The organism is Acinetobacter nectaris CIP 110549, from assembly GCF_000488215.1.
GTDB lineage: Bacteria > Pseudomonadota > Gammaproteobacteria > Pseudomonadales > Moraxellaceae > Acinetobacter > Acinetobacter nectaris.
Genome location: NZ_KI530738.1, coordinates 31,880 through 57,476, shown reverse-complemented (window position 1 = coordinate 57,476; position 25,597 = coordinate 31,880). Strand labels below are relative to the sequence as shown.

Below are 25,597 nucleotides of genomic sequence, written 5' to 3'. Positions count from 1 at the left end.
CTACACTTCCACATCCAACCTATCAACGTCCTAGTCTTGAACGGCTCTTTAGGTGACATAAAGTCACAGGGAAATCTAATCTTGAGGTAGGCTTCCCGCTTAGATGCTTTCAGCGGTTATCCCTTCCGAACATAGCTACCCGGCGATGCGACTGGCGTCACAACCGGTACACCAGAGGTTCGTCCACTCTGGTCCTCTCGTACTAGGAGCAGATCCTCTCAAATTTCCAACGCCCATGGTAGATAGGGACCGAACTGTCTCACGACGTTCTAAACCCAGCTCGCGTACCTCTTTAAATGGCGAACAGCCATACCCTTGGGACCTGCTTCAGCCCCAGGATGAGATGAGCCGACATCGAGGTGCCAAACACCGCCGTCGATATGAACTCTTGGGCGGTATCAGCCTGTTATCCCCAGAGTACCTTTTATCCGTTGAGCGATGGCCCTTCCATACAGAACCACCGGATCACTAAGACCTACTTTCGTACCTGCTCGACTTGTTGGTCTCGCAGTTAAGCGCGCTTTTGCCTTTATACTCTACGCGTGATTTCCGACCACGCTGAGCGCACCTTCGTACTCCTCCGTTACTCTTTAGGAGGAGACCGCCCCAGTCAAACTACCCACCAGACATGGTCCTCGATCCAGATTATGGATCAGAGTTAGAACCTCAACATTACCAGGGTGGTATTTCAAGGATGGCTCCATAGTAACTGGCGTCACTACTTCAAAGCCTCCCACCTATCCTACACAAGTAAGGTCAAAGTTCAATGTCAAGCTGCAGTAAAGGTTCACGGGGTCTTTCCGTCTAGCCACGGGTACACGGCATCTTCACCGCGATTTCGATTTCACTGAGCCTCTGCTGGAGACAGCGCCGCCATCATTATGCCATTCGTGCAGGTCGGAACTTACCCGACAAGGAATTTCGCTACCTTAGGACCGTTATAGTTACGGCCGCCGTTTACTGGGGCTTCGATCAAGAGCTTCGCTTACGCTAACCCCATCAATTAACCTTCCAGCACCGGGCAGGCATCACACCCTATACGTCCACTTTCGTGTTTGCAGAGTGCTATGTTTTTAATAAACAGTTGCAGCGGCCTGGTTTCTGAGGCTGCCGACAGCTCAGGAAGCAAGTTCCATCACCATCAGCAGCGTACCTTCTCCCGAAGTTACGGTACCATTTTGCCTAGTTCCTTCAGCAGAGTTCTCTCAAGCGCCTTGGTCTACTCGACCTGACCACCTGTGTCGGTTTCGGGTACGATTCCTGTGTAACTGAAGCTTAGAGACTTTTCTTGGAAGTATGGTATCAGCCACTTCGTAGGTAAACCTACTTGCTATCGACTCTCAGCATAGAGCACCCCGGATTTTCCTAAGATGCATGCCTACTGTCTTCCACCTGGACAACCAACGCCAGGCTGACTTAACCTTCTCCGTCCTCTCATCGCATTACACAGAAGTAATGGAATATTAACCATTTTCCCATCGACTACGCCTTTCGGCCTCGCCTTAGGGGTCGACTCACCCAGCCCCGATTAACGTTGGACTGGAACCCTTGGTCTTTCGGCGAACGGGTTTTTCACCCGTTTTATCGTTACTCACGTCAGCATTCGCACTTCTGATACCTCCAGCATGCTTCTCAACACACCTTCATCGGCTTACAGAACGCTCCCCTACCACTTACGCTAATGCGTAAATCCGCAGCTTCGGCACATAGTTTTAGCCCCGTTACATCTTCCGCGCAGGCCGACTCGACTAGTGAGCTATTACGCTTTCTTTAAATTATGGCTGCTTCTAAGCCAACCTCCTAGCTGTCTATGCCTTCCCACATCGTTTCCCACTTAACTATGATTTTGGGGCCTTAGCTGGCGGTCTGGATTGTTTTCCTCTTGACTACGGACGTTAGCACCCGCAGTCTGTCTCCCGGATAGTACTCATAGGTATTCGGAGTTTGCATCGGTTTGGTAAGTCGGGATGACCCCCTAGCCGAAACAGTGCTCTACCCCCTATGGTATTCGTCCGAGGCGCTACCTAAATAGCTTTCGGGGAGAACCAGCTATCACCAGGCTTGATTAGCCTTTCACCCCTATCCACAAGTCATCCCCTGGCTTTTCAACGACAGTGGGTTCGGTCCTCCAGTTAGTGTTACCCAACCTTCAACCTGCTCATGGATAGATCGCCTGGTTTCGGGTCTATACCCAGCAACTAAACGCCCTATTAAGACTCGATTTCTCTACGGCTCCCCTATACGGTTAACCTCGCTACTGAATATAAGTCGCTGACCCATTATACAAAAGGTACGCAGTCACATAATAAATATGCTCCCACTGCTTGTATGCATGCGGTTTCAGGATCTATTTCACTCCCCTCACAGGGGTTCTTTTCTCCTTTCCCTCACGGTACTGGTTCACTATCGGTCAGTCAGGAGTATTTAGCCTTGGAGGATGGTCCCCCCATATTCAGACAAGGTTTCACGTGCCTCGCCCTACTCGATATCATTATCTAAGCCCTTTCGTGTACGGGACTATCACCCTTTATAGTCACACTTCCCAGAGTGTTCCACTAAAACTTAGATAACTTAATGGGCTGATCCGCGTTCTCTCGCCGCTACTGACGGAATCTCAATTGATTTCTTTTCCTAAGGGTACTGAGATGTTTCACTTCCCCTCGTTCGCCTCAACAACCTATGTATTCAGTTATTGATACCTACCTTATGGTAAGTGGGTTCCCCCATTCAGAAATCTCCGGATCATAGGATATTTGCCGCCTCCCCGGAGCTTATCGCAGGCTATTACGTCTTTCATCGCCTCTGACTGCCAAGGCATCCACCACATGCACTTAATTACTTGACTATACAACCCCAAACAGTCGCTTACGCGAACTTCAAGGTGTACAGCTTCAATCTCATACCAAAACGCTTGATTCAGTTAATTTGCTAGTTCTCATCTCATTTCAAGTTGCTTTAATGTGAAATTAATTAAAATTTCAATTAAAACGCTTCAAAATGTATGAGTGAACAATTTTATTTCAGACTCAAATTGAATAATCTGTTAATGATTTAACATGCCTTCGTCAGGTCATGTACTGTGATTACTCACAGAGGTTAATATCAAGGTGGCGTAGTATACGCAATCTTTCTACTAAACTCTATAAGCAAATAAGCTGTTTGCTTATTTATTAGCTTAACTTTAATTAAATTGAAATATCAATCTGATTAAAATCATGGTGGAGACTAGGAGAGTCGAACTCCTGACCTCCTGCGTGCAAAGCAGGCGCTCTACCAACTAAGCTAAGTCCCCAGCTTAAAATCATTTCGAATTGTACATTATCTTCTAGTCTTTGGTGGGTCTGACAAGACTTGAACTTGTGACCCCACGCTTATCAAGCGTGTGCTCTAACCAACTGAGCTACAGACCCTCAGATAATATACCGAAGAACAACTTGTTGTGGATTCTTACCAAGTCTCACCTTTTCGTTAAGGAGGTGATCCAGCCGCAGGTTCCCCTACGGCTACCTTGTTACGACTTCACCCCAGTCATTGGCCACACCGTGGTAAACGTCCTCCCGAGGGTTAGACTATCTACTTCTGGTGCAACAAACTCCCATGGTGTGACGGGCGGTGTGTACAAGGCCCGGGAACGTATTCACCGCGGCATTCTGATCCGCGATTACTAGCGATTCCGACTTCATGGAGTCGAGTTGCAGACTCCAATCCGGACTACGATCGGCTTTTTGAGATTAGCATCACATCGCTGTGTAGCAACCCTCTGTACCGACCATTGTAGCACGTGTGTAGCCCTGGCCGTAAGGGCCATGATGACTTGACGTCGTCCCCGCCTTCCTCCAGTTTGTCACTGGCAGTATCCTTAAAGTTCCCATCCGAAATGCTGGCAAGTAAGGAAAAGGGTTGCGCTCGTTGCGGGACTTAACCCAACATCTCACGACACGAGCTGACGACAGCCATGCAGCACCTGTATCTAAGTTCCCGAAGGCACCAATCTATCTCTAGAAAGTTCTTAGTATGTCAAGGCCAGGTAAGGTTCTTCGCGTTGCATCGAATTAAACCACATGCTCCACCGCTTGTGCGGGCCCCCGTCAATTCATTTGAGTTTTAGTCTTGCGACCGTACTCCCCAGGCGGTCTACTTATCGCGTTAGCTGCGCCACTAAGTCCTCAAAGGACCCAACGGCTAGTAGACATCGTTTACGGCATGGACTACCAGGGTATCTAATCCTGTTTGCTCCCCATGCTTTCGCACCTCAGTGTCAGTATTAGGCCAGAAGGCTGCCTTCGCCATCGGTATTCCTCCAGATCTCTACGCATTTCACCGCTACACCTGGAATTCTACCTTCCTCTCCTATACTCTAGCCACCCAGTATCGAATGCAATTCCCAAGTTAAGCTCGGGGATTTCACATTTGACTTAAATGGCCACCTACGCGCGCTTTACGCCCAGTAATTCCGATTAACGCTTGCACCCTCTGTATTACCGCGGCTGCTGGCACAGAGTTAGCCGGTGCTTATTCTGCGAGTAACGTCCACTTATCCTAGGTATTATCCAGGTAAGCCTCCTCCTCGCTTAAAGTGCTTTACAACCATAAGGCCTTCTTCACACACGCGGCATGGCTGGATCAGGCTTGCGCCCATTGTCCAATATTCCCCACTGCTGCCTCCCGTAGGAGTCTGGGCCGTGTCTCAGTCCCAGTGTGGCGGATCATCCTCTCAAACCCGCTACAGATCGTCGCCTTGGTAGGCCTTTACCCTACCAACTAGCTAATCCGACTTAGGCTCATCTATTAGCGCAAGGTCCGAAGATCCCCTGCTTTCCCCCGTAGGGCGTATGCGGTATTAGCGCTCCTTTCGGAACGTTGTCCCCCACTAATAGGCAGATTCCTAAGTATTACTCACCCGTCCGCCGCTAGGTCATGTAGCAAGCTACAATCCCCCGCTCGACTTGCATGTGTTAAGCCTGCCGCCAGCGTTCAATCTGAGCCATGATCAAACTCTTCAGTTAAAATCATTAATTCCTTAAGGGAATCAATCTGGCTCATTAATCACTAGCAAAAATATTCGCTCTCAAATAAATTTTCGAGTAAATTTCTACTTTTAATCAATGAATCTTAAATATATTCAGTGATCACTCAGTAAAAATCCACACAAGTTGTTCTTCAATTCTATTAATGATTCGCATCACTGATTCGTCATCAGCAAGCTAGGTCGGCTATATTACTCTCTTTTTAAAGAAAGTCAACTGTAATCTGAAAGTTTTTTATCTTCTTAATCAAACCTAACTTTAATCAATCTAAGAACTAAATCTTAAACCAATCAACTAAGTTACTGTTTACTAAGAAGTTTCTTTCAACATCACCGCCGATGGATACGCATTATAGACCAATACATTCCAAACGCAACCCCTTAATCCAATTTATTTCTAATTTATCTATCAACAGAATAAAATACGTACGAAATACGTGAGTTTTCAATCAATTTGAATGATTTTACAGCAAAATAGGAAAGATTATTTATTATCTATCAGTTCTTTTATTTTTAAATAGCGCGCTTGTGATGCTAAAAAGAGTATTTTCATCATTTTTTCAGAGAACAAACAATTTTCTCGTAAGAAATAAATAGACCATGCTTCTCTAAAAAGAACATAAGGAAGTATTTCTTTCATTTGTAATGTTTGCTGGCTTAGACCGTTATATATATGTAGAAAGTATTTGAGCCGATGATCTACTTCCTCATTGGATAAGTCTGAGGAAATAAGATTCCAGACTACAGTGGCTAAATCATATTTTGGTGTAGCCAAGGCAGCATTTTCAAAATCTATAAATGTCAGATGTTCTTTTTCATCAATAAATGTATTTTCTGGTCTTGCATCTCCATGACAAAAAGATTGGGATTCATTTAAAGGCATGAGTAAGTATATTTGAGAGCATAAGTGTTTGTAGTATTGAGAATAGGTTTCATCTTCTGTAATAAAAGACTGTATTTTTATAAACTTTTTTAGATAGTCGTGAAAATCAAATGGCTGAATCAGAGAATTTGGTTGATATTGATGAAGTTGTACCAAGCTTTGTGCAAGTAGTTTAAGGTCTGTCTTTTCTAATGAACATTCTCTTCCTCTTGCTTCAGAAAAAACAAGCGTGTCATAGAATTGATGGCAGAGTTTGAGCCTTGTTAAGTAGTTCCCTCTGTTATTTTTAAGTACTTGTGCTGATGCTAAACCAATACTATTTAGCTCATTTACAAGGTTTGCTTCTGTTTCAATAGAAATAGATTGGCGAGGTTGGTTAAATAACTTGATGTAAAATCTATTTTTTTGCTGATCCATCACTTTTAAAACTGTATTCAACCGATTAGGAATAACCTCTAAATGTTGAATATAGAGACTATAGTTGTTGCACATCCATGCATTTACAATATCAAAATATTGGTTATCCATCACTCAATTGTATTTCCTTTGCTTTTTAAAAATAAGGGAGAATTCCCCCCTACTTTTAATTTGTATTTTTAATCATTCATTATTCTTTGTGTACTGTAATCTAAAATATTTGGTTTATAAATTTGTTTTTCACCATCAACAGTTGGCTGACGCTCTAAATAGTTTAAGAATACTTCGGCATAATCTAATCCAATGTCTTTACGGCGATCTCCTTGTATTGTACTCAGAGTCGTGTAGTGTGTGTCCTGAGCCTCTTGCCAAAAAGTCTATCGTTGCGAGTTTATATATTTTATTTAAATCTAAAGGCTGTATTTGCCCTGATGATAGAACTTGCTCCAAATTTTGAATGCGATTCCCCTTGGGCTGGTTTAAGTCTACAGTCCAATGCAATCCCGACATATATGGATAACTTCCTGCATCTTTATCTAGGTTATTCTTATCCATTACTTGTTCTAAGGTATTTTTTATTTCAGCCCCAGTCATATTTAACTGCATTAAGGTATTTTTAAATGGTAAAAGCTGATAGACCATTCCAACAGTCACAGGCCCTTTTGCAATTGGAATACGAACCCCACCACCATTTTGTAAAGAAAAGTCTGCATTAAATTGACGCTTGCCTTCTTCTAATAGCGCTTTGGCAAAGAGTTGCTGTAATTCTCCACCATATTTTCCACATTTATTATTTGATATAGGTACAGGCATACTTTTTACACATAAATCTTCTTTGGCATAGCCAACAACTCGGTTGGTGAAACGTTGTTTCTGCTGACTATATGTTGCTAATACCTGCAACATAGCGGGATCAGGCTGTATGATATTAACTGGTAACTGCTGTTGCTTGATTTGTTCTTGAATTTTTTGTTTTTCACTTTTAGATAAATCGCTGTTATTTGAAGCTCTTTTAATATCATCACCTATTAAAATATGGGGTGTGCCTGTACAGCTTAATACTTTTCCATTCTCATCAAACTTGATATTCAGTTCACCTACAGCATAATTATACTGCCATGCTTGAGCGATACAGATAGGCTCTCCATCTTTATTTTTTACTTGGGTTGGATAAGCTCCCTCAGGCTTTAAACCAATATTATTTAAGTTACTTGGTCCAAGTAGCGTATGTGAATCTGCTCCAACAATCACATTTACACCTGTGAGTTGTTGCGCAAGCTGAATATCGAACTTATAACCCAAATGAGTTTGTAAAATAATCTTATTGATCCCTTCTGCTTTTAAGCGATTAATTTCCCCTTGTGCTATTTCTAACTCATTGGCAAAAATTGTATCTAAATTCGGTTGTGATGCATTTTTAGTTTTATCTGCAACAGTTAAACCAATAAATGCAATTTTTTGACCTTGTTTTTCAATAATTGCTGTTTTCTGTACTAAGTTAGTTTTATATAAAGGTGAAGATGCACCAAAACTCACATTGGCTGAAAGAATTTGTGTTGGCTGAGGACAGTTTCCATGTTTTAGAAAGTGAATAAACTGATTAAGTCCTTGATCTTTCGCATCAAACTCATGATTTCCTAATGTAAATGTATCAAAGCAAATCTGATTCATTGCCATTGCATCAGCTTTACCTCCATTCAAATTATAGTAAAAGTCACCTGTAACTGCATCCCCCGCATGTACTTTCACAATATTTTTATTTGGTAAACTGAGCTCATTGATCATTGTTGCAACACGAGCAATACCCCCACGTGTCACTTCAAACTCTTCTATACCTTTACCCGCATCAAATTTTAGCTTTGTTTTTTCTTCATCTAAATGAGAGTGATGGTCATTGATATGTAAAATAGTCAATTCGAATGGCTGCTGTAGATGTTCAGCATGTCCTAATGAGCAGCCAAGAATAAATGCTGTAGGAATAAACTGACGAAAGATTCGCATAATGTATTCTAAATAATCGTATAAATTCTTATATTATTTTCTTTGAGTTTAATTTAAATGAATATAATATTTTTATAATAAAAAATGCCCCCTAAGGAGCATTTTTAAAGAATGATTCAATTAGTCTACGAAGGTAACACGGGCAATTGCTTTTTTACCTGCTTGAATGATCACAGTTTTATTTTCACTTACAGAGAAATCTGCACCAATCACTTCACCATCAACTTTAACGGCTCCACGTGAAACAGCATCTTTTGCTTGTGCTGCATTCTTGGTTAGACCAGACATACGTAAAATAGAAACAATGAAGATTTCACCAGATTCACCGCGTGATACTTCAACTTCAGGCGTATCTTCTGGAATTTCACCATCAACCAAACGATTACCTGCACCTTTATGTGCATTTTGTGCAGCTTCTGCATCATGGAAACGTTCAACAAGTTCTAATGCAAGAATACGTTTAATCTCTTGTGGATTACGCCCTGCTTCCATTTCTGCAAGAAGGTTTTGTATTTCTTCTACTGTTTTAAAACTTAATAAGTCAAAGTAGCGTTCAATGAGGGTATCTGGCATTGAAAGCACTTTTTGATAAATAGAGCCCGGCGTATCAAAAACACCAATATAATTACCTAAAGATTTAGACATTTTATTTACGCCATCTAAACCTTCAAGAATTGGGATTGTGATACATACTTGTGACGCTTGCCCATAGCGACTTTGCAGTGTACGCCCCATAAGCAAGTTAAACGTCTGATCTGTCCCACCAAGCTCTACATCTGCTTCTAATGCAACAGAGTCATAACCTTGAACCAATGGGTATAAAAACTCATGAATCGCGATCGGCTGTTGGTTGTTATAACGCTTTGTAAAATCATCACGTTCCAACATACGCGAAACCGTTTGCTGGCTTGCCAACTGAATGAGGTCTGCTGCCGTTTTTTGCCCGAACCATTCTGAGTTAAAGACAACTTTGGTTTTTTTTGGATCAAGAATTTTAAAAACTTGTTCTTGATAAGTTTTTGCATTTTCAATGACTTGCTCACGCGACAATGGAGGTCTTGTTGCACTTTTACCAGTCGGGTCACCAATCATGGCTGTATAGTCACCAATCAAAAAGTGAACTTCATGACCTAAGTCTTGAAAAGCTTTCAGCTTATTAATAAGCACAGTATGACCAAGGTGTAAATCTGGAGCAGTTGGATCAAAACCTGCTTTTACACGTAATGGGCGATTTTCTTTTAATTTCTTCAGTAAGTCTTCTTCAGAAATAATTTCATGTGTGCCTCTTTTAATAAGGGCCAACTGCTCTTCAGCAGGTAAGAAATTTGACATCACAAAATCCAAACACATCAGTTATTCAATTTATGCGATATACTAACACTTTTTCAGCATATTGCAGGTTTTGTTAATCATGACATCAATCTATATTGGAGTGATGACAGGAACAAGTATGGATGGCATCGATATTGTCGCTGCATCTTTTGAGCCTTTACAGTTACATGCAACACTTACGATTCCATTCGAGCAAGATTTAAAAGATGAGCTCATGGCACTCACGTTACCAAGTGATAACGAAATTGACCGCATGGGAAAAGCAGATGTTGCTCTTGCAAAACTGATTGGACATGGCATTAATGAACTAATCAAGAAAAATAAACTTGAGCGTAAAAAAATTAAAGCAATTGGATCGCATGGTCAAACGATTCGACATCGTCCTGAAGATGGTTTTACACTACAAATTGGCGATCCAAACATTATTACAGAGATCACTCAACTTCCTGTTATTTCAGATTTTCGCCGTAGAGATATGGCGGCAGGTGGTCAAGGTGCGCCCCTTGTCCCTGCATTTCACCAAGCCTTGTTTCAGCATGAGCAAATTGATCGTGTCATTTTAAACTTAGGCGGGATTGCAAATGTAAGCTTCTTACCTGCAGGCAAGAAAGAAAATATTTCAGGTTTTGATACAGGACCTGCAAATGTATTGATGGATGCATGGTGTCATCGCCATACAGGACACGCGTATGATGAAAATGGCGATTGGGCAGCCAATGGATCACCCATTCGTGCCCTACTAGACCGTTTATATTCACATGATTTTTTTGCGAGAAAACCGCCAAAGAGTACAGGTCGTGAAGACTTCAATTTAGATTGGCTAGATGATCAGATTTCTGACTGGCGTAATGATGAATTAGAGTACGAAGAGTTTGAGGATACTCCTGAAAATATTCAAGCAACTCTGGCAAAGCTCACAGTACGTGCAATTCAAAAAGCCATTTACCGTTCAGGTATGAAAAATGGTGAAGTTTATGTCTGTGGTGGTGGCGCTTATAACTCACATATCCTTGAACAATTACGATGGCGCTTACGCAAGCATAGTTGGTCTGTTCAAACCACAGATGTTATTGGGCTTTCACCAACATGGGTAGAGAGTACAGCCTTTGCATGGCTTGCAATGCGATTTGATCAAAGCATGAATGGCAACCTGTCTGCTGTTACAGGCGCGAAAGGTGATCGAATTTTAGGAACAATTACGAAAGTATAATATAATGATAAAAAGCGACAAATATTTGTCGCTTTTTTTATTGATTAAACAGAGAAAGACGAACCACAACCACATGTTGTTGTTGCATTTGGATTCTTCACAATAAAGCGCGAACCTTCTAAACCCTCTATATAGTCTACTTGAGAACCCACTAAGTATTGATAGCTTAAAGAATCAACAAGCATTTTTACATCACCGTTTTCAAATGATGCATCATCATCATTGGCACCTTCAGCAAAGTTAAAGCCATAAGAGAAACCTGAACACCCCCCACCTGTGACATAAACACGAAGCATAAGTGCCTGATTCCCTTCACTGTCGCGAAGCTGGCGTACTTTTTTTGCTGCATTATCAGTTAATACTAAAGCTTGAGCAGTCATGTTGGGCATTCCTCAAATCAACACAGATGGTCTGGCAGGACAATATATCCGTATAATATAACATAATCTATCTGTTGAAGTATGTCTTCATAGAAGCGATTTGTTTTGTTTTCATCGGCTTTAGCTTTAGAATGGTTGCATCTTATTACATACTGAAAGCCTTATGATCCAACTTGAACATTTTAGTATTCGTCTTGGCGGTCGTGTTCTCTTTAAAACAGATACCATGCAATTGCACCCAGGTTGGAAAATTGGCTTAACAGGTGTAAATGGTGCAGGAAAATCATCATTATTTGCAGCTTTGCTTGGCAAAATAAGTGGAGATGAAGGCAGTTTAACACGACCTGAAAGCTGGACTGTGGCACATATGGCTCAAGAGATTGAGGCTTTAGACCTGCCTGCCATCGACTTCGTTTTATCAGGTGATGAAGAATATTGGAAAATTCAAACCCAACTTAATGACAGTGACAAGCTAAGCAATGATGATATTGCTCAACTTCATGGAAGGTTTGATGAAATTAATGGCTATACAGCTTTTGCAAAAGCTGCACAGCTTATGGCGGGTTTAGGGTTTTCAGAACAACAAATTCGTAACCCTGTCGCAAGTTTTTCAGGTGGATGGCGAATGCGCCTTAACTTGGCACGTACATTGATGAGCCGTTCTGACCTGCTACTTCTAGATGAACCAACCAACCATTTAGATTTAGATGCAATTTTATGGCTAGAAGATTGGCTAAATAGCTATGAAGGCACACTAATTCTGATTTCGCATGACCGTGATTTTCTAGATTCCGTTACAGATCATATTTTACATATTGAAAATCAAAAGCTCACGCTATACACAGGCAACTACTCTTCATTTGAAACCATACGTAGTGAACGCTTAGCACAGCAACAACAGGCTTTTGAGAAACAACAAGAAACAAGAGCACATTTACAAAAATTTATTGATCGTTTTAAAGCCAAAGCCACTAAAGCAAAACAAGCACAAAGTCGTATTAAACAACTTGAGAGAATGCAAGATCTCGCACCTGCGCATGTTGACACTGCATTTACCTTTAGCTTTAGAGAGCCAACAAAAATGAGCTCTCCGCTTCTTACTTTAGATGATGTAACTATTGGCTATCCGAATAAAGAAATTGCAAGCCAAATTAATCTACAAATCACACCAAGCTCTCGTATTGGCTTACTCGGTATGAATGGTGCAGGTAAATCGACACTGATTAAGTCTTTAGTTGGTGACTTACCTATTCAACATGGTGAAAGAAAAGCATCTGAACTTTTAAACATTGGTTACTTCGCACAGCACCAAATGGATGCCTTAGATGGTAATGCAAGTCCTATGTTACAACTTGCACGTATTGCAGACCCTAAAATTAGTGAAGCATCACTCAGATCATTCTTAGGTAGTTTTGGATTTAGCGGCGAAAGAATGGATACCGTATGCGAAAACTTTTCAGGAGGAGAACGTGCGCGTCTTGCCTTAGCTTTAATTGTATGGCAACGCCCAAATGTACTTATTCTTGATGAGCCAACCAACCATTTAGACTTAGATATGCGCCATGCTTTGACTATGGCATTACAAGATTTCGATGGTGCTGTAGTTTTGGTATCGCATGAGCGTCAGCTTATTTCAAGTGTTTGTGATGACCTAATTTTAGTACACGGAGGTCAATGTCAAAATTTTGATGGTGACTTAGTTGAATATGCAAAATGGTTGCGTGAAGCACGTCAGCAGCAGATGAATGCACAAAATGCACTTGATGCGAAAAATACACCGAAAAAAATAGATAAAGAAGCACAAAGAAAAGCTGCTGCAAAAAAAAGAGAACAGACGCGACCTCTTCAAAAAAATATCGAAAAAGTTGAAAAGAAAATTGAAAAACTTCAAGAGCAACTCCAGAAAATTGAAGTTCTATTGGCAGATACAACTTTATATGATGAAAATCGTAAAGATGAATTACTAAAAATTATGGATGAACAATCTAATCTAAAAAATGATTTAGAAAAAAATGAGGAAATGCTGCTAGAGCAAATGATGGAACTTGAAATGTTAGAAGAAAGTTTCTCTGAGTAAATGATTTAAGAAGATGTTCCACATGGAACATCTTCTTATTTTGCTTTATTTAAAAGCATGATGCCCAAAAGACATAATTCGATCTATCTCTTTTGTTTCTTCTTTTGCTTGTGCAAGCTGATTATTTTTAGTTAGATCTTCTGCCTTTTGAACTTCCATTGCCAAAGCATCTAATGTTTTAAAATATGATTTAACCTCAGGGCTATTTTCAGGCTCATTCATAAGTTTCATTGGAATGCTATTTTTTGCATCTAATGCATAAGTTTTCATTTTCTCTAATGCAGCTATCGCTTCTTCATTATTTTCAGTCTTTTTAAACTGCTTATAACTTGTTGATAACCCATCCATGTCTGTGGATAAGTCAGCTGCAAAAGCACTTCCACTCAAAATACATACACAAATAATGGCTACTCGGCTAAACCCTAACATATAAACTCCTTTTCATAATGAAAAATGAATCGTTGGCTAAAATGGCTATATTTTCAAATATTAATCTAATACCTTAACTTTATTTTTATATTAAATATTATAATTTCGTTTGATTTATTTCAGTTATCTATATATATGTAGTAAGTTAAGCTCAGTTTTTTATAATCTGTGCTAAAATTCTTTCAAGCAAGTGATGTGCAACATTTGTACTGTGTTGCTTTTTTCAGTGGAATATTATGTAAATAAAAGTGGGAATGTACCCCCGATGAGTTTTTTTGATTTTATTCTTAGCTTTGAAAATCATTTACCTATCTTGATTCAAGAATATGGTATGTGGATTTATGCTATTTTATTTTTAATTATTTTTGCAGAAACTGCATTTATTTTTATGTTCTTCCTTCCTGGGGACAGCTTATTACTCACAATAGGCGCATTATGTGCAACAACGCCTTTGCTTAATCTTAATTATATGATTTTTCTTTTATTTATAGCTGCTGCACTTGGCTATATTGTTAACTATCATATTGGCAAAGTATCAGGAAATAGTATTATTAACTCAAATTCTAGATTTGTTAAAAAAGAATATTTACATAAAACAGAAGCTTACTTTGCAAAACATGGTGGGAAAACTATTCTTCTCGCACGATTTATTCCATTTGCACGTTCATTTGCGCCGTTTGCAGCAGGTTCAACGGGCATGAATTATTTTATGTTCCTTATTTATAATATTATCGGTGCTTTTATTTGGATTGCCTTACTTGTAGGTATTGGCTACATGTTTGCATCAGGTATTTTAACTGCTGTTGAATAAATATAATGCAATAAAAAAGCACTCAATTTGAGTGCTTTTTTATTTTCAGGTATTAAAGCACTTAGGCATCAATATCTGCATTTAGTGCATTTTCTTCAATAAATGCACGACGTGGTTCAACGTCATCACCCATTAGACAGTTGAACATACGATCTGCTTCAATTGCATCATCAATAGTTACTTGAAGCATATGACGATTTTCAGGATCCATCGTTGTTTCCCACAATTGGTCTGCATTCATCTCACCAAGACCCTTATAGCGTTGAATCATCATACCGCGACGAGAATCTTGTAACACGTTTTGCCAAACTTGATGGAAATCTGCTACAGGAATACGTTTTTCACCTTTTTGTAGGTATGCCCCACTTTCTAAAAGGGTAAACCAACTTTCTGCATTTTTAAGTAAGCGTGCACATTCAGCAGAGTTTAATAAACCTGCATCTAAAAGATAGTGATGTGGTAAGTTATGTACATATACCGTTACACGTGGCCAATAATGCACAGACTTCGTACCATCAGCATCTTCTCTTTCAAAAGCTTCTAATGAAATTTCAGGTTTTAGACTTTCCTGATATTTTGCTACTGACTGCTTCAGTTTCTCTGCCCAAGCTTGAACATATTCCTGATCATGATTTTGCTCAGACTTAAACATATCAAGATCTAACAAAGCATCCAAAATACTTGCAGGATAACGCTGAGTTAAGCGTGTAATACTCTTCTGCGCAGCTTGATAGTCATAAATTACTTTAGCCAATGCTTCACCTGTAATTGCAGGCGAGTCTGCATTAATATGCAAGCCAAGATCATCAATTGCATTTGAAATAAGGAATGTTTCTAATGCATCCTTATCTTTCATATATTGCTCATGCTTACCTTTTTTCAACTTATAAAGTGGTGGCTGTGCAATATAAATATTGCCACGCTCTACAAGTTCAGGCATTTGACGGAAGAAGAACGTGAGCAGCAATGTACGAATATGTGAACCGTCAACATCGGCATCCGTCATAATAATAATTTTATGATAACGCAATTTATCTGGATTATATTCTTCGCGACCAATACCACATCCAAGTGCTGTAATGAGTGTTCCAACCTCTTGGCTAGAAATCATTCTGTCAAAACGTGCACGCTCAACATTCAAGATTTTACCTTTTAAAGGCAAAATTGCTTGCATTTTGCGGTTACGACCTTGCTTTGCACTTCCGCCTGCTGAGTCACCCTCGACAAGATAAAGTTCTGATAATGCAGGATCTTTTTCTTGGCAGTCTGCCAATTTACCTGGAAGACCTGCAATATCTAATGCACTTTTACGACGTGTCATTTCACGTGCTTTACGTGCTGCATCTCTTGCACGTGCTGCATCAATAATTTTTCCTGCAATGGCTTTTGCTGCAGTAGGATTTTCAAGTAAATACTCAGAGAATGCTTTGTTCATTGCCTGCTCTACAGCAGGTTTCACTTCACTAGAAACAAGTTTTTCTTTTGTTTGCGATGAAAACTTTGGATCTGGAACTTTTACAGAAACAATTGCGGTTAGACCTTCACGAGCATCATCACCCGATACATTTACTTTTTCTTTTTTAAGAATATTTTCTTTATCTAAATAGCTATTTAGACCACGCGTTAATGCCGCACGGAAACCTGCTAAATGCGTACCACCATCTTTTTGTGGAATATTATTTGTAAAACATTTTACATTTTCTTGATATGAGTCATTCCATTGTAAAGCCACTTCAACCGAAATGCCTTGGTCAGATTCTGCATTAAAATGAAAAATATCATTTAAGTGTGTTTTGCCTTTATTGATATATTTTACAAATTCAGCAAGACCACCTTCATAATCATATGAGTATTCTAAATTAACACGTTGGTCTATTAGAACAATACGCACGCCAGAGTTCAAAAATGAAAGTTCACGTAAACGACGCGCTAAAATATCTACATTAAAAATTGTTTGGCTAAAAGTATCTGCACTTGGCCAAAAACGAACAGTCGTACCTGTTTTCTCAGTTGTGCCAATTGCATTTAGCGGTTGCTGAGGTACACCATGACGATATTCTTGTTCATGGATTTGTCCTGCACGGTGAATTGTCAGCTTTAATTTACTCGAAAGTGCATTTACAACTGAAACACCTACACCGTGTAGACCACCAGAAACTTTATAACTATTGTCGTCAAACTTACCACCAGCATGAAGAATTGTTAAGATTACTTCTGCTGCTGAAACACCTTCTTCAGGGTGTATATCTGTTGGAATTCCACGTCCATTATCTGAAACACTTAATGATTCATCCTCATGAATTTTGACGATAATTTCATCACAGTGTCCAGCCAATGCTTCATCAATTGCATTATCTACAACTTCAAAAACCATGTGATGTAAACCTGTCCCGTCATCGGTATCACCAATATACATTCCAGGACGTTTACGAACTGCATCTAGCCCACGTAATACTTTGATACTAGAGGAATCATAAGCCTTTTCATTGTTTAGTTCTGTTTGAGAAGCAGATTGAGACTCTGAATCCATGGTTTCTCCCTAGTCATAAATAAAATAATGATTATTCAACCTGGTTTGTGTTTTTCATCAGCTGAACACAACCGTTGTTCACATTAAATAATTGATACGAAATAGATAGCGCGTACAAGTGTTTTTCTACGCTTTTATGGTCTAAAGTTGTTAAAAACACCTGACAGCTCAGTTCATTTAAACGCGTAATTAAACGCCGTTGCGCCTGATAATCTAGTTCTGCCGTCAAATCATCTAATAATACCACAGTTTCCATATTACTCGCATGTAGCATTGCAATCTGAGATAACTTTAGAGCAATAATTAATAGCTTTTTTTGCCCTCTTGAAAGAACAATATCGGCATCTCCTTGCGCTGTCTTGAGCTTTAAATCTGCACGATGTGGGCCATATTCTGTATAACGTTTCTCAGAATCTTTAACATGATGATTTATAAGGTTTTGTAGTAAGCCTATACTTAATGAATAGCCTGCCTGATATTCTAGTTGAATCTCAACCTCTGGCAATAATTGCTGTATAGCTTGCTGAAAAAATACTTGCCATTGCTCTACGACTGCATAACGCTGAGAATTTAAAATTTCACCATACTCAGCAACGAGATTATTCCAAGGTTCAAGGACTGCTAAAGGAATATTTTTTTGACCTTTAAGTAAAATATTCCGCTGCTTCAGTGCCCGTGAGTACAATTGCCATATTGGATAAAAGTTAGGTTCCACGTGAAACATCAACCAATCTAAAAGTTGGCGTCTTGGCTTTGCTCCATGATCAATAATGTCGGTACTTAAAGGGTCTATATGCTGTAACGGAATCTTTTTTGCAAGCTGTCCTTGCGTTGCAACATTGTCGCCATTAAGTTTAATAATTTGCTCGCCTGATATTAGTTTCTGTATACCAAGCTTTTCTTCTAAAGATTGTGCAAAGACAATTGCATTATCTGTTTTGTATTGAATATAGTGTTTAGGTATATGTGTTCGAAAAGATCGTCCTGTTGCAAGTAAATGAATTGCTTCAAGTACTGACGTTTTTCCTGAGCCATTATTACCGTATAAAATAGTAAACGGTTGCAAATTTTGCATTGCAACCGTTTCTAAGTTTCTTACACGCTCGATATTTAGACGTGTGAAATGCATATAAAAACTCTAATTTCTAAACACGCATTGGCATAACAACATAAACCTGATCTTGATGCTGTAAGTCTTGAACAAGAACTGATTGATTTGCTTCTGTCATTGTCATTGAAACATCATCACCATCTAATGCACTTAAAACATCTAATAAATATTGGGCATTGAATGACATTTCTAAACTATCATGCTGATATTGAATCGCAAGGTCTTCAATCGCCTCATCTTGTTCAGGGTTATTTGCACGGAGTTGTAGCGTATCTGTATAAAAGTTTAAAAATACGCCACGTAGTTTTTCATTACTTAAAATTGCGACACGTTGTAAAGACTGCTTAAAAACATCATGACCAATCGTTACGACTTTGTCCCCCCCTTTAGGAATAACACGACGATAGTCAGGAAATTTTCCATCAATCAGTTTTGTTGTAAATCTTACCGTAACATCACCCTGTTCTTTATCTCGGCTTGGCATACCAATGGTCACATTCAGTAACTCACGCCCAATAAGCACTGTTAAAGCTTCATCTTCTACACTTAACAAACGCTGTAACTCTGCCACTGCCTTACGTGGAATAATCGCTTGTAAGGGCTGTGTTGCTGTAGATTGAGCACCTGTTTCACACATTGCAAGACGATGACCATCTGTTGTCACTGCACGCAATTGCTCTGTATCTATTTCAAGCAATGTTCCTGTTAAATAGAAACGAACATCTTGTACTGCCATTGCAAAAGCAGTCTTTTCAAATAGACGCTTTAGCTCACGTTGTGTAACTTGAACTTGTGTTCCTTGGGTTGTTTCTGTTGTAAGAAGTGGATAGTCTTCCGCAGGCAATGTACCTAAAACAAATCGGCTATTGCCAGACTTTAAAATACAACGCTGATCTTCAGTAATATGTAAATCTACCAATGCTGCAGAAGGAAGTGATTTACAAATATCCATGAGCTTACGCGCAGGAACAGTCGTTTCCCCTGCTTGTACACAGCCACCATTTGCAAATGGCATACTTGCAACCAGTTCAACTTCTAAATCTGAACCTGTAATGGTTAGTGCATCATTTGAAGCTTGAATCTTTACATTCGATAAAATATTTAAAGTATGGCGACGTTCAACTACACCAACAACATGGGATAAGATATTCAGTAAACTCTCTTTCGCAATTTTTAAACGCACAGCGCATTCCTCTAAACAAGTATCTTAAAATAAAATAGGTCTATTACTAAGTACAGTGCAATCTAATAATTAGATGCAAATATAGCGTTTTTAAATTAAATAATGAAGTTCTAACTTTGTAGCAATCGTAGTAAATTTTTATAGTCTTCATCAAAAATTGGGTCAGTTTCTCGTAGGCTAACTACCTTTTCACAGGCATGCATCACTGTACTATGATCTCGTCCACCGAAAGCCATTCCAATCTCAGGAAAGCTATCACCCGTTAATTCTCTTGAAAGCCCCATTGCAAGTTGTCTTGGACGTGCATAAATACGTGTTCGCTTTGGTCCAATAAGCTCTTTTAAAGGTACTTTAAAATACTCACCAACCACTCGTTGTATATTTTCTGTACTAATCGTTCTTGCACGAATTGCAAGTACATCCTTTAAAGATTCTCTTACAACATCTAGATCAATTAATGAACCTTTAAATCGTGCAATTGCAACAACTTTATTTAAAGCACCCTCTAATTCTCGAACATTTGCAACAACTTGCTGTGCAATAAACAAAGCACAGTTTCTTGGCAAATCTACACCAGTACTACTTGCTTTTTTAAGTAAAATTTCAATACGCGTTTCAATATCAGGGGGCTCGACCCCAACAGACAATCCCCAAGAGAACCTTGAAACAAGTCTAGGATCTAACTCTGTAAGCTCTTTAGGATAACGATCTGAAGTTAAAATAATTTGTTTTGATTCGTCTAAAAGCGCATTAAACGTATAGAAAAACTCCACCAAACTTGCTTCTTTTCCCGCAAGAAGATGAATATCATCGACTAATAATAAATCTAAAGAACGGCAGTTTTTTTTGAATTCTTCAACTTTTCCTTTTTGTAATGAACTTACAAAATCTTGTACAAAACTTTCAGCAGTCATATACATCACACGCGCATTAGGTTTTACATGCAATAATGCATTACCAACTGCTTGCATTAAATGCGTTTTACCTAGGCCTGTTGGACCATATAGAAATAAGGGATTATGCTGAGACTCCCCCAAATGCGTTAGCGCTTTCCGACATGTTTCCGCTGCCATTTGGTTAGAACGACCTTCCACAAATGAAGAAAAAGTAAATAGCGGATTCAGTTGTCTTCTCTTACTTGTTTTATTCGTTATAGGCGTTGTTGCTTCTTTTTTCTCTTTTTGGGGAACAATGGTCGTTTTTGTACTTACAGTTTTTTCAAGTGCAGCCGTAGTCGTAGCTGGTTGCTCACTGGCTTTTAAAATTGCACCAGGTCTTGAGTCAACAACAATTTCAACATTTGTTACTCGTCCTTCTGAGAGCTGCTCGACTAAAATTGAAATGAGCTCTAAATGATGCTCTTTTATATAGCGTGTCCAATAAGGATTTGGTGCATATAAAAATAGTGTTGCCTCACGTTCTTCAGCAACTAGCGGGCGTATCCACATAGCAAAGACATTATCAGATAACTCTTCTCGTAAACGAGCTAGACATTGTGTCCAAAGCATGTAAAAACCCCTAATTTAAATTTAAATACATCAACCTCAGCTTGAGGGTCGGCTATTCTAACCAAGTTATCCACATCTGTCATAAAAATTTTAAACTTTTAATGTCGAAATCAGCCTGTGGATAACATCCGCAAAAAACTGTGGATAAAATATATCACAAAGTTATCCACAATTTAATATTTTTTTAGAAACAATATTATCCACAACATAAGTATATGTTTTATTTATATTAATATGAGTTATCTACAGAAAATTAGCTTCCTAATAATAATAAATTTAAATTTATAAATTTGAATTTATATATAAACTTTAAAACTACTGTGGATAATTTGAATTTATTTCTGAATTTAAATTTAAATCAGAGAATTGAAGTTATGTGGATAACTATGATGATAAAATTGTTTATAACTTATTGAACTGTTTTCGACACTTTTTAATCTACTTAATTCTATTCATTTAAGTAAAAATCGTTGACATAATGTCCAATGCACAATAAAATCGCGAACCTTTAAGATAGATCAATTTTGGAGTTTCGATATGAAACGTACATTTCAACCATCTGAATTAAAGCGTAAACGCGTTCATGGTTTCCGTGCTCGTATGGCTACTAAAGCTGGTCGTCAAGTATTAGCTCGTCGCCGTGCAAAAGGTCGTCATAGCTTAACAGTATAATTATACTGTTAACGCTTCATCGACTTTGGGTGTATGACACTTTATAGTTTCGGCACAGAAAAACGAATACGCTGTGCCGCAGATTACAAGAGTGTATTCGATGATGCGCTTTTTAAAGTGCATCAGCCCCACTTTCTTTTTTTAGCGAGAAACTCAGAAGAACATAGTCGTTTGGGTATTATTGTTGCGAAGAAGAAAGTTCGTCGTGCACATGAAAGAAATCGAATAAAACGTATTGCTCGAGAGAGTTTTCGTTTAAATCATCATAATATTGATTTACTCGATATTGTAGTCATGCCAAAAAAAGGAATTGAAAGTGTAAGTAATGAAGACTTGCATCAACAATTGAAGTTCGCTTGGCATAAATTACAACGCTTATCTAAAAAGCGACATAATAATACGACTACTATCCCGCCAAAGTAGAGATTGCCAATGGTTAAATTATTACATTGGTTGGTTCGCTTTTATCAGATTGCTATTAGTCCTCTCATAGGGCCTCGTTGTCGTTATATTCCTACCTGCTCCCAATATACTATTGAAGCGCTTCATATGCATGGTGCTTTCAAAGGTAGTATATTCGCTGTTAAACGAATATGTCGTTGTCATCCTTGGGGTGGTTCAGGCTATGATCCTGTACCCAAAAAAGCAATTCGTTTTATTTCATTTCAGCAAATCAGTTCTCAAATGCATCACGTTGCTGTACCCTTTCGTGAGCATTTTATGAATCAATATCATTCTAACCACTTGGGGTCATAGCTATGCAAAAATGGGCCAGGTTTGCGATACTCGGAGCCATGTTGGTTACCGCGTACTTACTTGTTTTGGCTTGGCAAAAGGACTATGGTCATAATACAAACACAGCTGTGCAACAAAGCAGTGTAGCTGTTGCTTCTAATGACGTATCTGCCGATTTACCAAATAGTCAAAATACTGCGGCAACAGATGTGCCACAGGCAAGTAATACTGCCGCATCTCAAACTAACAATACAGCAGCGACATCAGATCAAAAACTGATTACTGTTCAAACAGATTTATATCGCTTATGGATTAATCCAAAAGGTGGTGACATTGTTCGTCTTGAACTGTTGAACCATGATTCTAGCAAAAATAGTAATCAACCTTTTGTAATGCTTGAAAGTGATAAAGACCGTACCTATGTGGCTCAATCTGGGTTGATTGGTGCAAATGGACCAGATAGCAATGCTTCAGGTCGTCCATCATTTGAAATTGAAAAAACAAACTATTCTTTAGCTGATGCTAAAACAGTAAATGCTAAAAATGGTCAAGCAGAAAAAGTTATTTCTATTCCTATGGTATATAAAACTGCCAATGGTGTAGAAATTGTTAAAACATTTACGTTTACGCAAGGTCAATATCCAATTAATGTTGATTACAAAGTAATTAACCGTAGTCAGCAAAACTGGCAAGGTCAGTTCTTTGGACAAATTAAGCGTGATGATACTATAGATCCTGGAAAATCGAGTCAAGGTATCTTCCAATTAGGGACATATCTTGGTGGTGCATGGGGTACACCTGATGAACATTATAATAAATTAAAGTTTACTGACTTTAATGATGAAAAATTAAATGTTCAGGCAAAAGGTGGTTGGGTTGCTGTTGTTCAACACTACTTTGTAAGTGCTTGGATTCCAGGAACACTGAAATTGAGCCAAGCAAATGGTGAACCATATACAGCAGACTTACAATCGCGTAAATCTCCTGACCATATGAACATTATTGGTTTCACCTCCCCTACAATTACTGTGCCTGCTGGTACAGCAATGGAAGTCGATGCAACATTCTATTCAGGTCCTAAAGTTCAATCTGAATTGAAAGATTTGGCAGTGGGTTTAAACCAAACTGTTGATTATGGTTGGTTATGGCCAATTGCAAAATTGCTTTTCTTAGGTCTAGAAACGTTCCATAAACTTGTAGGTAACTGGGGCTGGTCGATTATCTTATTAACAGTTGTTGTTAAGTTAATTTTATGGCCACTTTCTGCGAAAAGTTATCGCTCAATGGCAAAAATGCGTGTCATTGCACCTGAAATGCAACGCATGAAAGAAGAGTTCGGTGAAGACCGTATGCGCTTCTCTCAAGAAATGATGGCGCTGTATAAGCGTGAAGGCGTAAACCCTCTTTCAGGGTGTCTGCCAATGTTTTTACAAATGCCTATTTTCTTAGCTTTATATTGGGTACTGATGGAAAGTGTGGAACTTCGCCACGCACCTTGGTTAGGTTGGATTCAAGATTTATCTGCAATGGACCCATGGTTTATTTTACCATTGATTATGGGCGCAACCATGTTTGGGCAGCAAATGCTAAACCCACAACCTGCAGATCCAATGCAAGCAAAAGTTTTCCGCTTAATGCCAATTATTTTCACAGTATTTATGCTGTTCTTCCCTGCAGGTCTAGTACTGTACTGGATTGTGAACAACAGTATTACAATTTTACAGCAATGGTTTATTGGCCAAAGTGTAAAAAAAGCACGTGAGAAAAAAGAGGCTAGCTAATTTACGAGATAAGTTAAGCTAAACCGAACCGCTTAAGGTAAAATACTTAAGCGGTTTTTTTATATGTATGATTTAGTTAAATAAGGATGAATGATGAGATACAACCAAACAACCATCGCGGCAATTGCAACCCCTCCAGGTCGTGGCGGTGTTGGTGTAATTCGTTTATCTGGCCCAAAAGCATATTTGATTGCAGAACAGTTGTCGGATACAACACTTCCTAAAACACGAATGGCTGGATTTAGACAGTTTTTAGATGGCGATCAAACTGTATTAGATGAAGGATTACTCATTTGTTTTCCGAACCCTCATTCATTCACCGGGGAAGATGTTGTTGAGATCCAAGGTCATGGTGGACCTGTGGTGCAAAATGCTTTGCTTCAAAGACTCTTTGAATTAGGTGCTATTGCTGCTAAAGCAGGTGAATTTTCAATGCGTGCTTTTGAAAATAGAAAACTAGATTTAGTGCAAGCAGAAGCTATTGCAGATTTAATTGATGCAACATCACAAGCTGCTGCTCGCTCGGCTGTTCGTTCATTACAAGGTACATTTTCGAATAAAGTAAATGCTGTACTTCAGCAGTTGATACATTTACGGCTACATGTAGAGGCTGCGATAGATTTTCCTGAAGAGGAAATTGATTTCTTAGCAGATGGTAAAATATTAAATCTACTTACTGAAGTGCAAAGCTCAGTGAAAGAGGTGCAACAATCTGCACGTCAAGGACAGTTACTTCGAGAAGGGTTACAGGTCGTCATTGCAGGTAAACCGAATGCAGGAAAATCAAGTTTATTAAATGCGCTAGCAGGTAATGACCGCGCAATTGTGACAGATATTGCAGGAACAACACGTGATGTCTTGCATGAGAAAATCTCCTTAGCAGGTCTGCCTATTACATTGACAGATACAGCAGGTCTTCGTGAAACAGGAGATGTTGTCGAGCAAGAAGGCATTCGACGCGCAATTAAAGAAATTAGTCAGGCAGATTTGCTTTTATTGGTTTATGACTTAAATAAAGATGATGATCCTTTAGCATTAGCAAAGCACTACTTTGCAGAATATCAAACACCAAGCAGACTTATTTTGATTGGTAATAAATGTGATTTAACGCAAAGCACGGCGACACTTGTTGACTATCATGGCTTTAGGCATATTTCTATCTCAGCAAAAGAGCAAACAGGTGTTCAAACCCTTATAGACGCGATTACAGCGCATGCTGGTTTTCAGCCGGAAGAAGATACCTTTATTGCAAGAACGCGTCATATCGATGCAATGAGACGCACACAAGAGTATTTAGAAGAAGCACATGAGCAATTAACAGAGTTTCATGCAGGTGAACTTGTTGCGGAGTCACTACGGTTAGCACAAAATGCTTTGGGTGAAATTACAGGTGATTTCAGTGCAGATGATTTACTTGGGGAAATTTTTGGATCATTCTGTATTGGAAAGTAATTTCATTTTTTAGAGTTATTCAAGGAGTTCTAAGGAGTTCCAAAGAGAATATAAATTGC

General features: G+C 39.0%; 17 protein-coding genes, 2 tRNA genes and 2 rRNA genes. 8 read left to right on the top strand and 13 right to left on the bottom strand.

The genetic code is table 11. The annotated features are described in order from the left end of the window. The 7 genes from P256_RS12700 to tyrS all read right to left on the bottom strand — a co-directional run. Positions 1–2,845: ribosomal RNA gene (locus P256_RS12700) — 23S ribosomal RNA — on the bottom strand; the annotation flags it as partial. 371 nt (positions 2,846–3,216) lie between these two features. After that, positions 3,217–3,292 (bottom strand) — tRNA-Ala (locus P256_RS12695). Between the two features lie 41 nt (positions 3,293–3,333). Then, a tRNA-Ile gene (locus P256_RS12690) sits at positions 3,334–3,410 on the bottom strand. Between the two features lie 59 nt (positions 3,411–3,469). Next, positions 3,470–5,006 (bottom strand): 16S ribosomal RNA (locus P256_RS12685). A 504-nt stretch (positions 5,007–5,510) separates the two neighbouring features. Further along, entirely contained in the window at positions 5,511–6,437 is a 927-nt protein-coding gene (locus P256_RS12680; protein WP_023274100.1) for a phosphotransferase, read from the bottom strand. Positions 6,438–6,635: 198 nt separating this feature from the next. Continuing rightward, positions 6,636–8,327: a bifunctional metallophosphatase/5'-nucleotidase gene (locus P256_RS12675; protein ID WP_023274099.1), complete on the bottom strand. Its 1,692-nt coding sequence runs from the start codon at positions 8,325–8,327 to the stop codon at positions 6,636–6,638. 120 nt (positions 8,328–8,447) lie between these two features. Then, on the bottom strand, positions 8,448–9,677 hold the full coding sequence (gene tyrS / locus P256_RS12670) for a tyrosine--tRNA ligase (protein ID WP_155756770.1): 1,230 nt from the start codon (positions 9,675–9,677) through the stop codon (positions 8,448–8,450). Between the two features lie 61 nt (positions 9,678–9,738). Between tyrS and P256_RS12665 the strand changes: the two genes are divergently transcribed. Further along, positions 9,739–10,869, top strand: coding sequence for an anhydro-N-acetylmuramic acid kinase (locus P256_RS12665; RefSeq protein ID WP_040332354.1), 1,131 nt, complete (start codon positions 9,739–9,741; stop codon positions 10,867–10,869). A gap of 44 nt (positions 10,870–10,913) precedes the next feature. On the opposite strand, the gene erpA is transcribed toward P256_RS12665, so the two are convergent. Continuing rightward, a complete protein-coding gene (gene erpA, locus P256_RS12660) occupies positions 10,914–11,249 on the bottom strand; it encodes an iron-sulfur cluster insertion protein ErpA (protein WP_023274096.1) in 336 nt (111 codons plus the stop codon). Between the two features lie 163 nt (positions 11,250–11,412). On the opposite strand from erpA, the gene P256_RS12655 reads away from it, so the two are divergent. Then, positions 11,413–13,326, top strand: coding sequence for an ATP-binding cassette domain-containing protein (locus P256_RS12655; RefSeq protein WP_023274095.1), 1,914 nt, complete (start codon positions 11,413–11,415; stop codon positions 13,324–13,326). Positions 13,327–13,371: 45 nt separating this feature from the next. Here P256_RS12655 and P256_RS12650 read toward each other — a convergent pair whose 3' ends face one another. Next, positions 13,372–13,755: a cytochrome b562 gene (locus tag P256_RS12650; RefSeq protein ID WP_023274094.1), complete on the bottom strand. Its 384-nt coding sequence runs from the start codon at positions 13,753–13,755 to the stop codon at positions 13,372–13,374. 265 nt (positions 13,756–14,020) lie between these two features. Here P256_RS12650 and P256_RS12645 point away from each other — a divergent pair, with 265 nt between their 5' ends. Continuing rightward, positions 14,021–14,566 (top strand): VTT domain-containing protein, encoded by a 546-nt coding sequence (locus tag P256_RS12645; RefSeq protein ID WP_023274093.1) that lies wholly within the window; start codon positions 14,021–14,023, stop codon positions 14,564–14,566. Between the two features lie 61 nt (positions 14,567–14,627). Here the strand turns inward: P256_RS12645 and gyrB are convergent, their stop codons facing one another. The 4 genes from gyrB to dnaA form a co-directional block, all read right to left on the bottom strand. Further along, positions 14,628–17,096, bottom strand: a complete 2,469-nt coding sequence (gene gyrB, locus P256_RS12640; RefSeq protein WP_023274092.1) for a DNA topoisomerase (ATP-hydrolyzing) subunit B — start codon at positions 17,094–17,096, stop codon at positions 14,628–14,630. 31 nt (positions 17,097–17,127) lie between these two features. Next, positions 17,128–18,225 (bottom strand): DNA replication/repair protein RecF, encoded by a 1,098-nt coding sequence (gene recF / locus P256_RS12635; RefSeq protein WP_023274091.1) that lies wholly within the window; start codon positions 18,223–18,225, stop codon positions 17,128–17,130. A 16-nt stretch (positions 18,226–18,241) separates the two neighbouring features. Then, a complete protein-coding gene (gene dnaN, locus P256_RS12630) occupies positions 18,242–19,390 on the bottom strand; it encodes a DNA polymerase III subunit beta (protein ID WP_023274090.1) in 1,149 nt (382 codons plus the stop codon). A gap of 110 nt (positions 19,391–19,500) precedes the next feature. Further along, positions 19,501–20,898, bottom strand: coding sequence for a chromosomal replication initiator protein DnaA (gene dnaA / locus P256_RS12625; RefSeq protein WP_023274089.1), 1,398 nt, complete (start codon positions 20,896–20,898; stop codon positions 19,501–19,503). A 537-nt stretch (positions 20,899–21,435) separates the two neighbouring features. On the opposite strand from dnaA, the gene rpmH reads away from it, so the two are divergent. The 5 genes from rpmH to mnmE all read left to right on the top strand — a co-directional run bounded on the left by rpmH (position 21,436) and on the right by mnmE (position 25,538). Beyond that, entirely contained in the window at positions 21,436–21,570 is a 135-nt protein-coding gene (rpmH, locus tag P256_RS12620) for a 50S ribosomal protein L34 (RefSeq protein ID WP_000831329.1), read from the top strand. A 33-nt stretch (positions 21,571–21,603) separates the two neighbouring features. Then, entirely contained in the window at positions 21,604–21,993 is a 390-nt protein-coding gene (gene rnpA, locus P256_RS12615; RefSeq protein ID WP_023274088.1) for a ribonuclease P protein component, read from the top strand. 9 nt (positions 21,994–22,002) lie between these two features. Continuing rightward, positions 22,003–22,326 carry a membrane protein insertion efficiency factor YidD gene (gene yidD, locus P256_RS12610; RefSeq protein ID WP_023274087.1) on the top strand — a complete coding sequence of 108 codons (324 nt, stop codon included), beginning with the start codon at positions 22,003–22,005 and terminating at the stop codon, positions 22,324–22,326. A 2-nt stretch (positions 22,327–22,328) separates the two neighbouring features. After that, a complete protein-coding gene (yidC, locus tag P256_RS12605) occupies positions 22,329–24,086 on the top strand; it encodes a membrane protein insertase YidC (RefSeq protein WP_023274086.1) in 1,758 nt (585 codons plus the stop codon). 93 nt (positions 24,087–24,179) lie between these two features. Continuing rightward, the gene (gene mnmE / locus P256_RS12600; RefSeq protein WP_023274085.1) at positions 24,180–25,538 is read left to right on the top strand and encodes a tRNA uridine-5-carboxymethylaminomethyl(34) synthesis GTPase MnmE; all 1,359 of its coding nucleotides are present in this window, start codon (positions 24,180–24,182) and stop codon (positions 25,536–25,538) included. Positions 25,539–25,597: the final 59 nt, after the last annotated feature.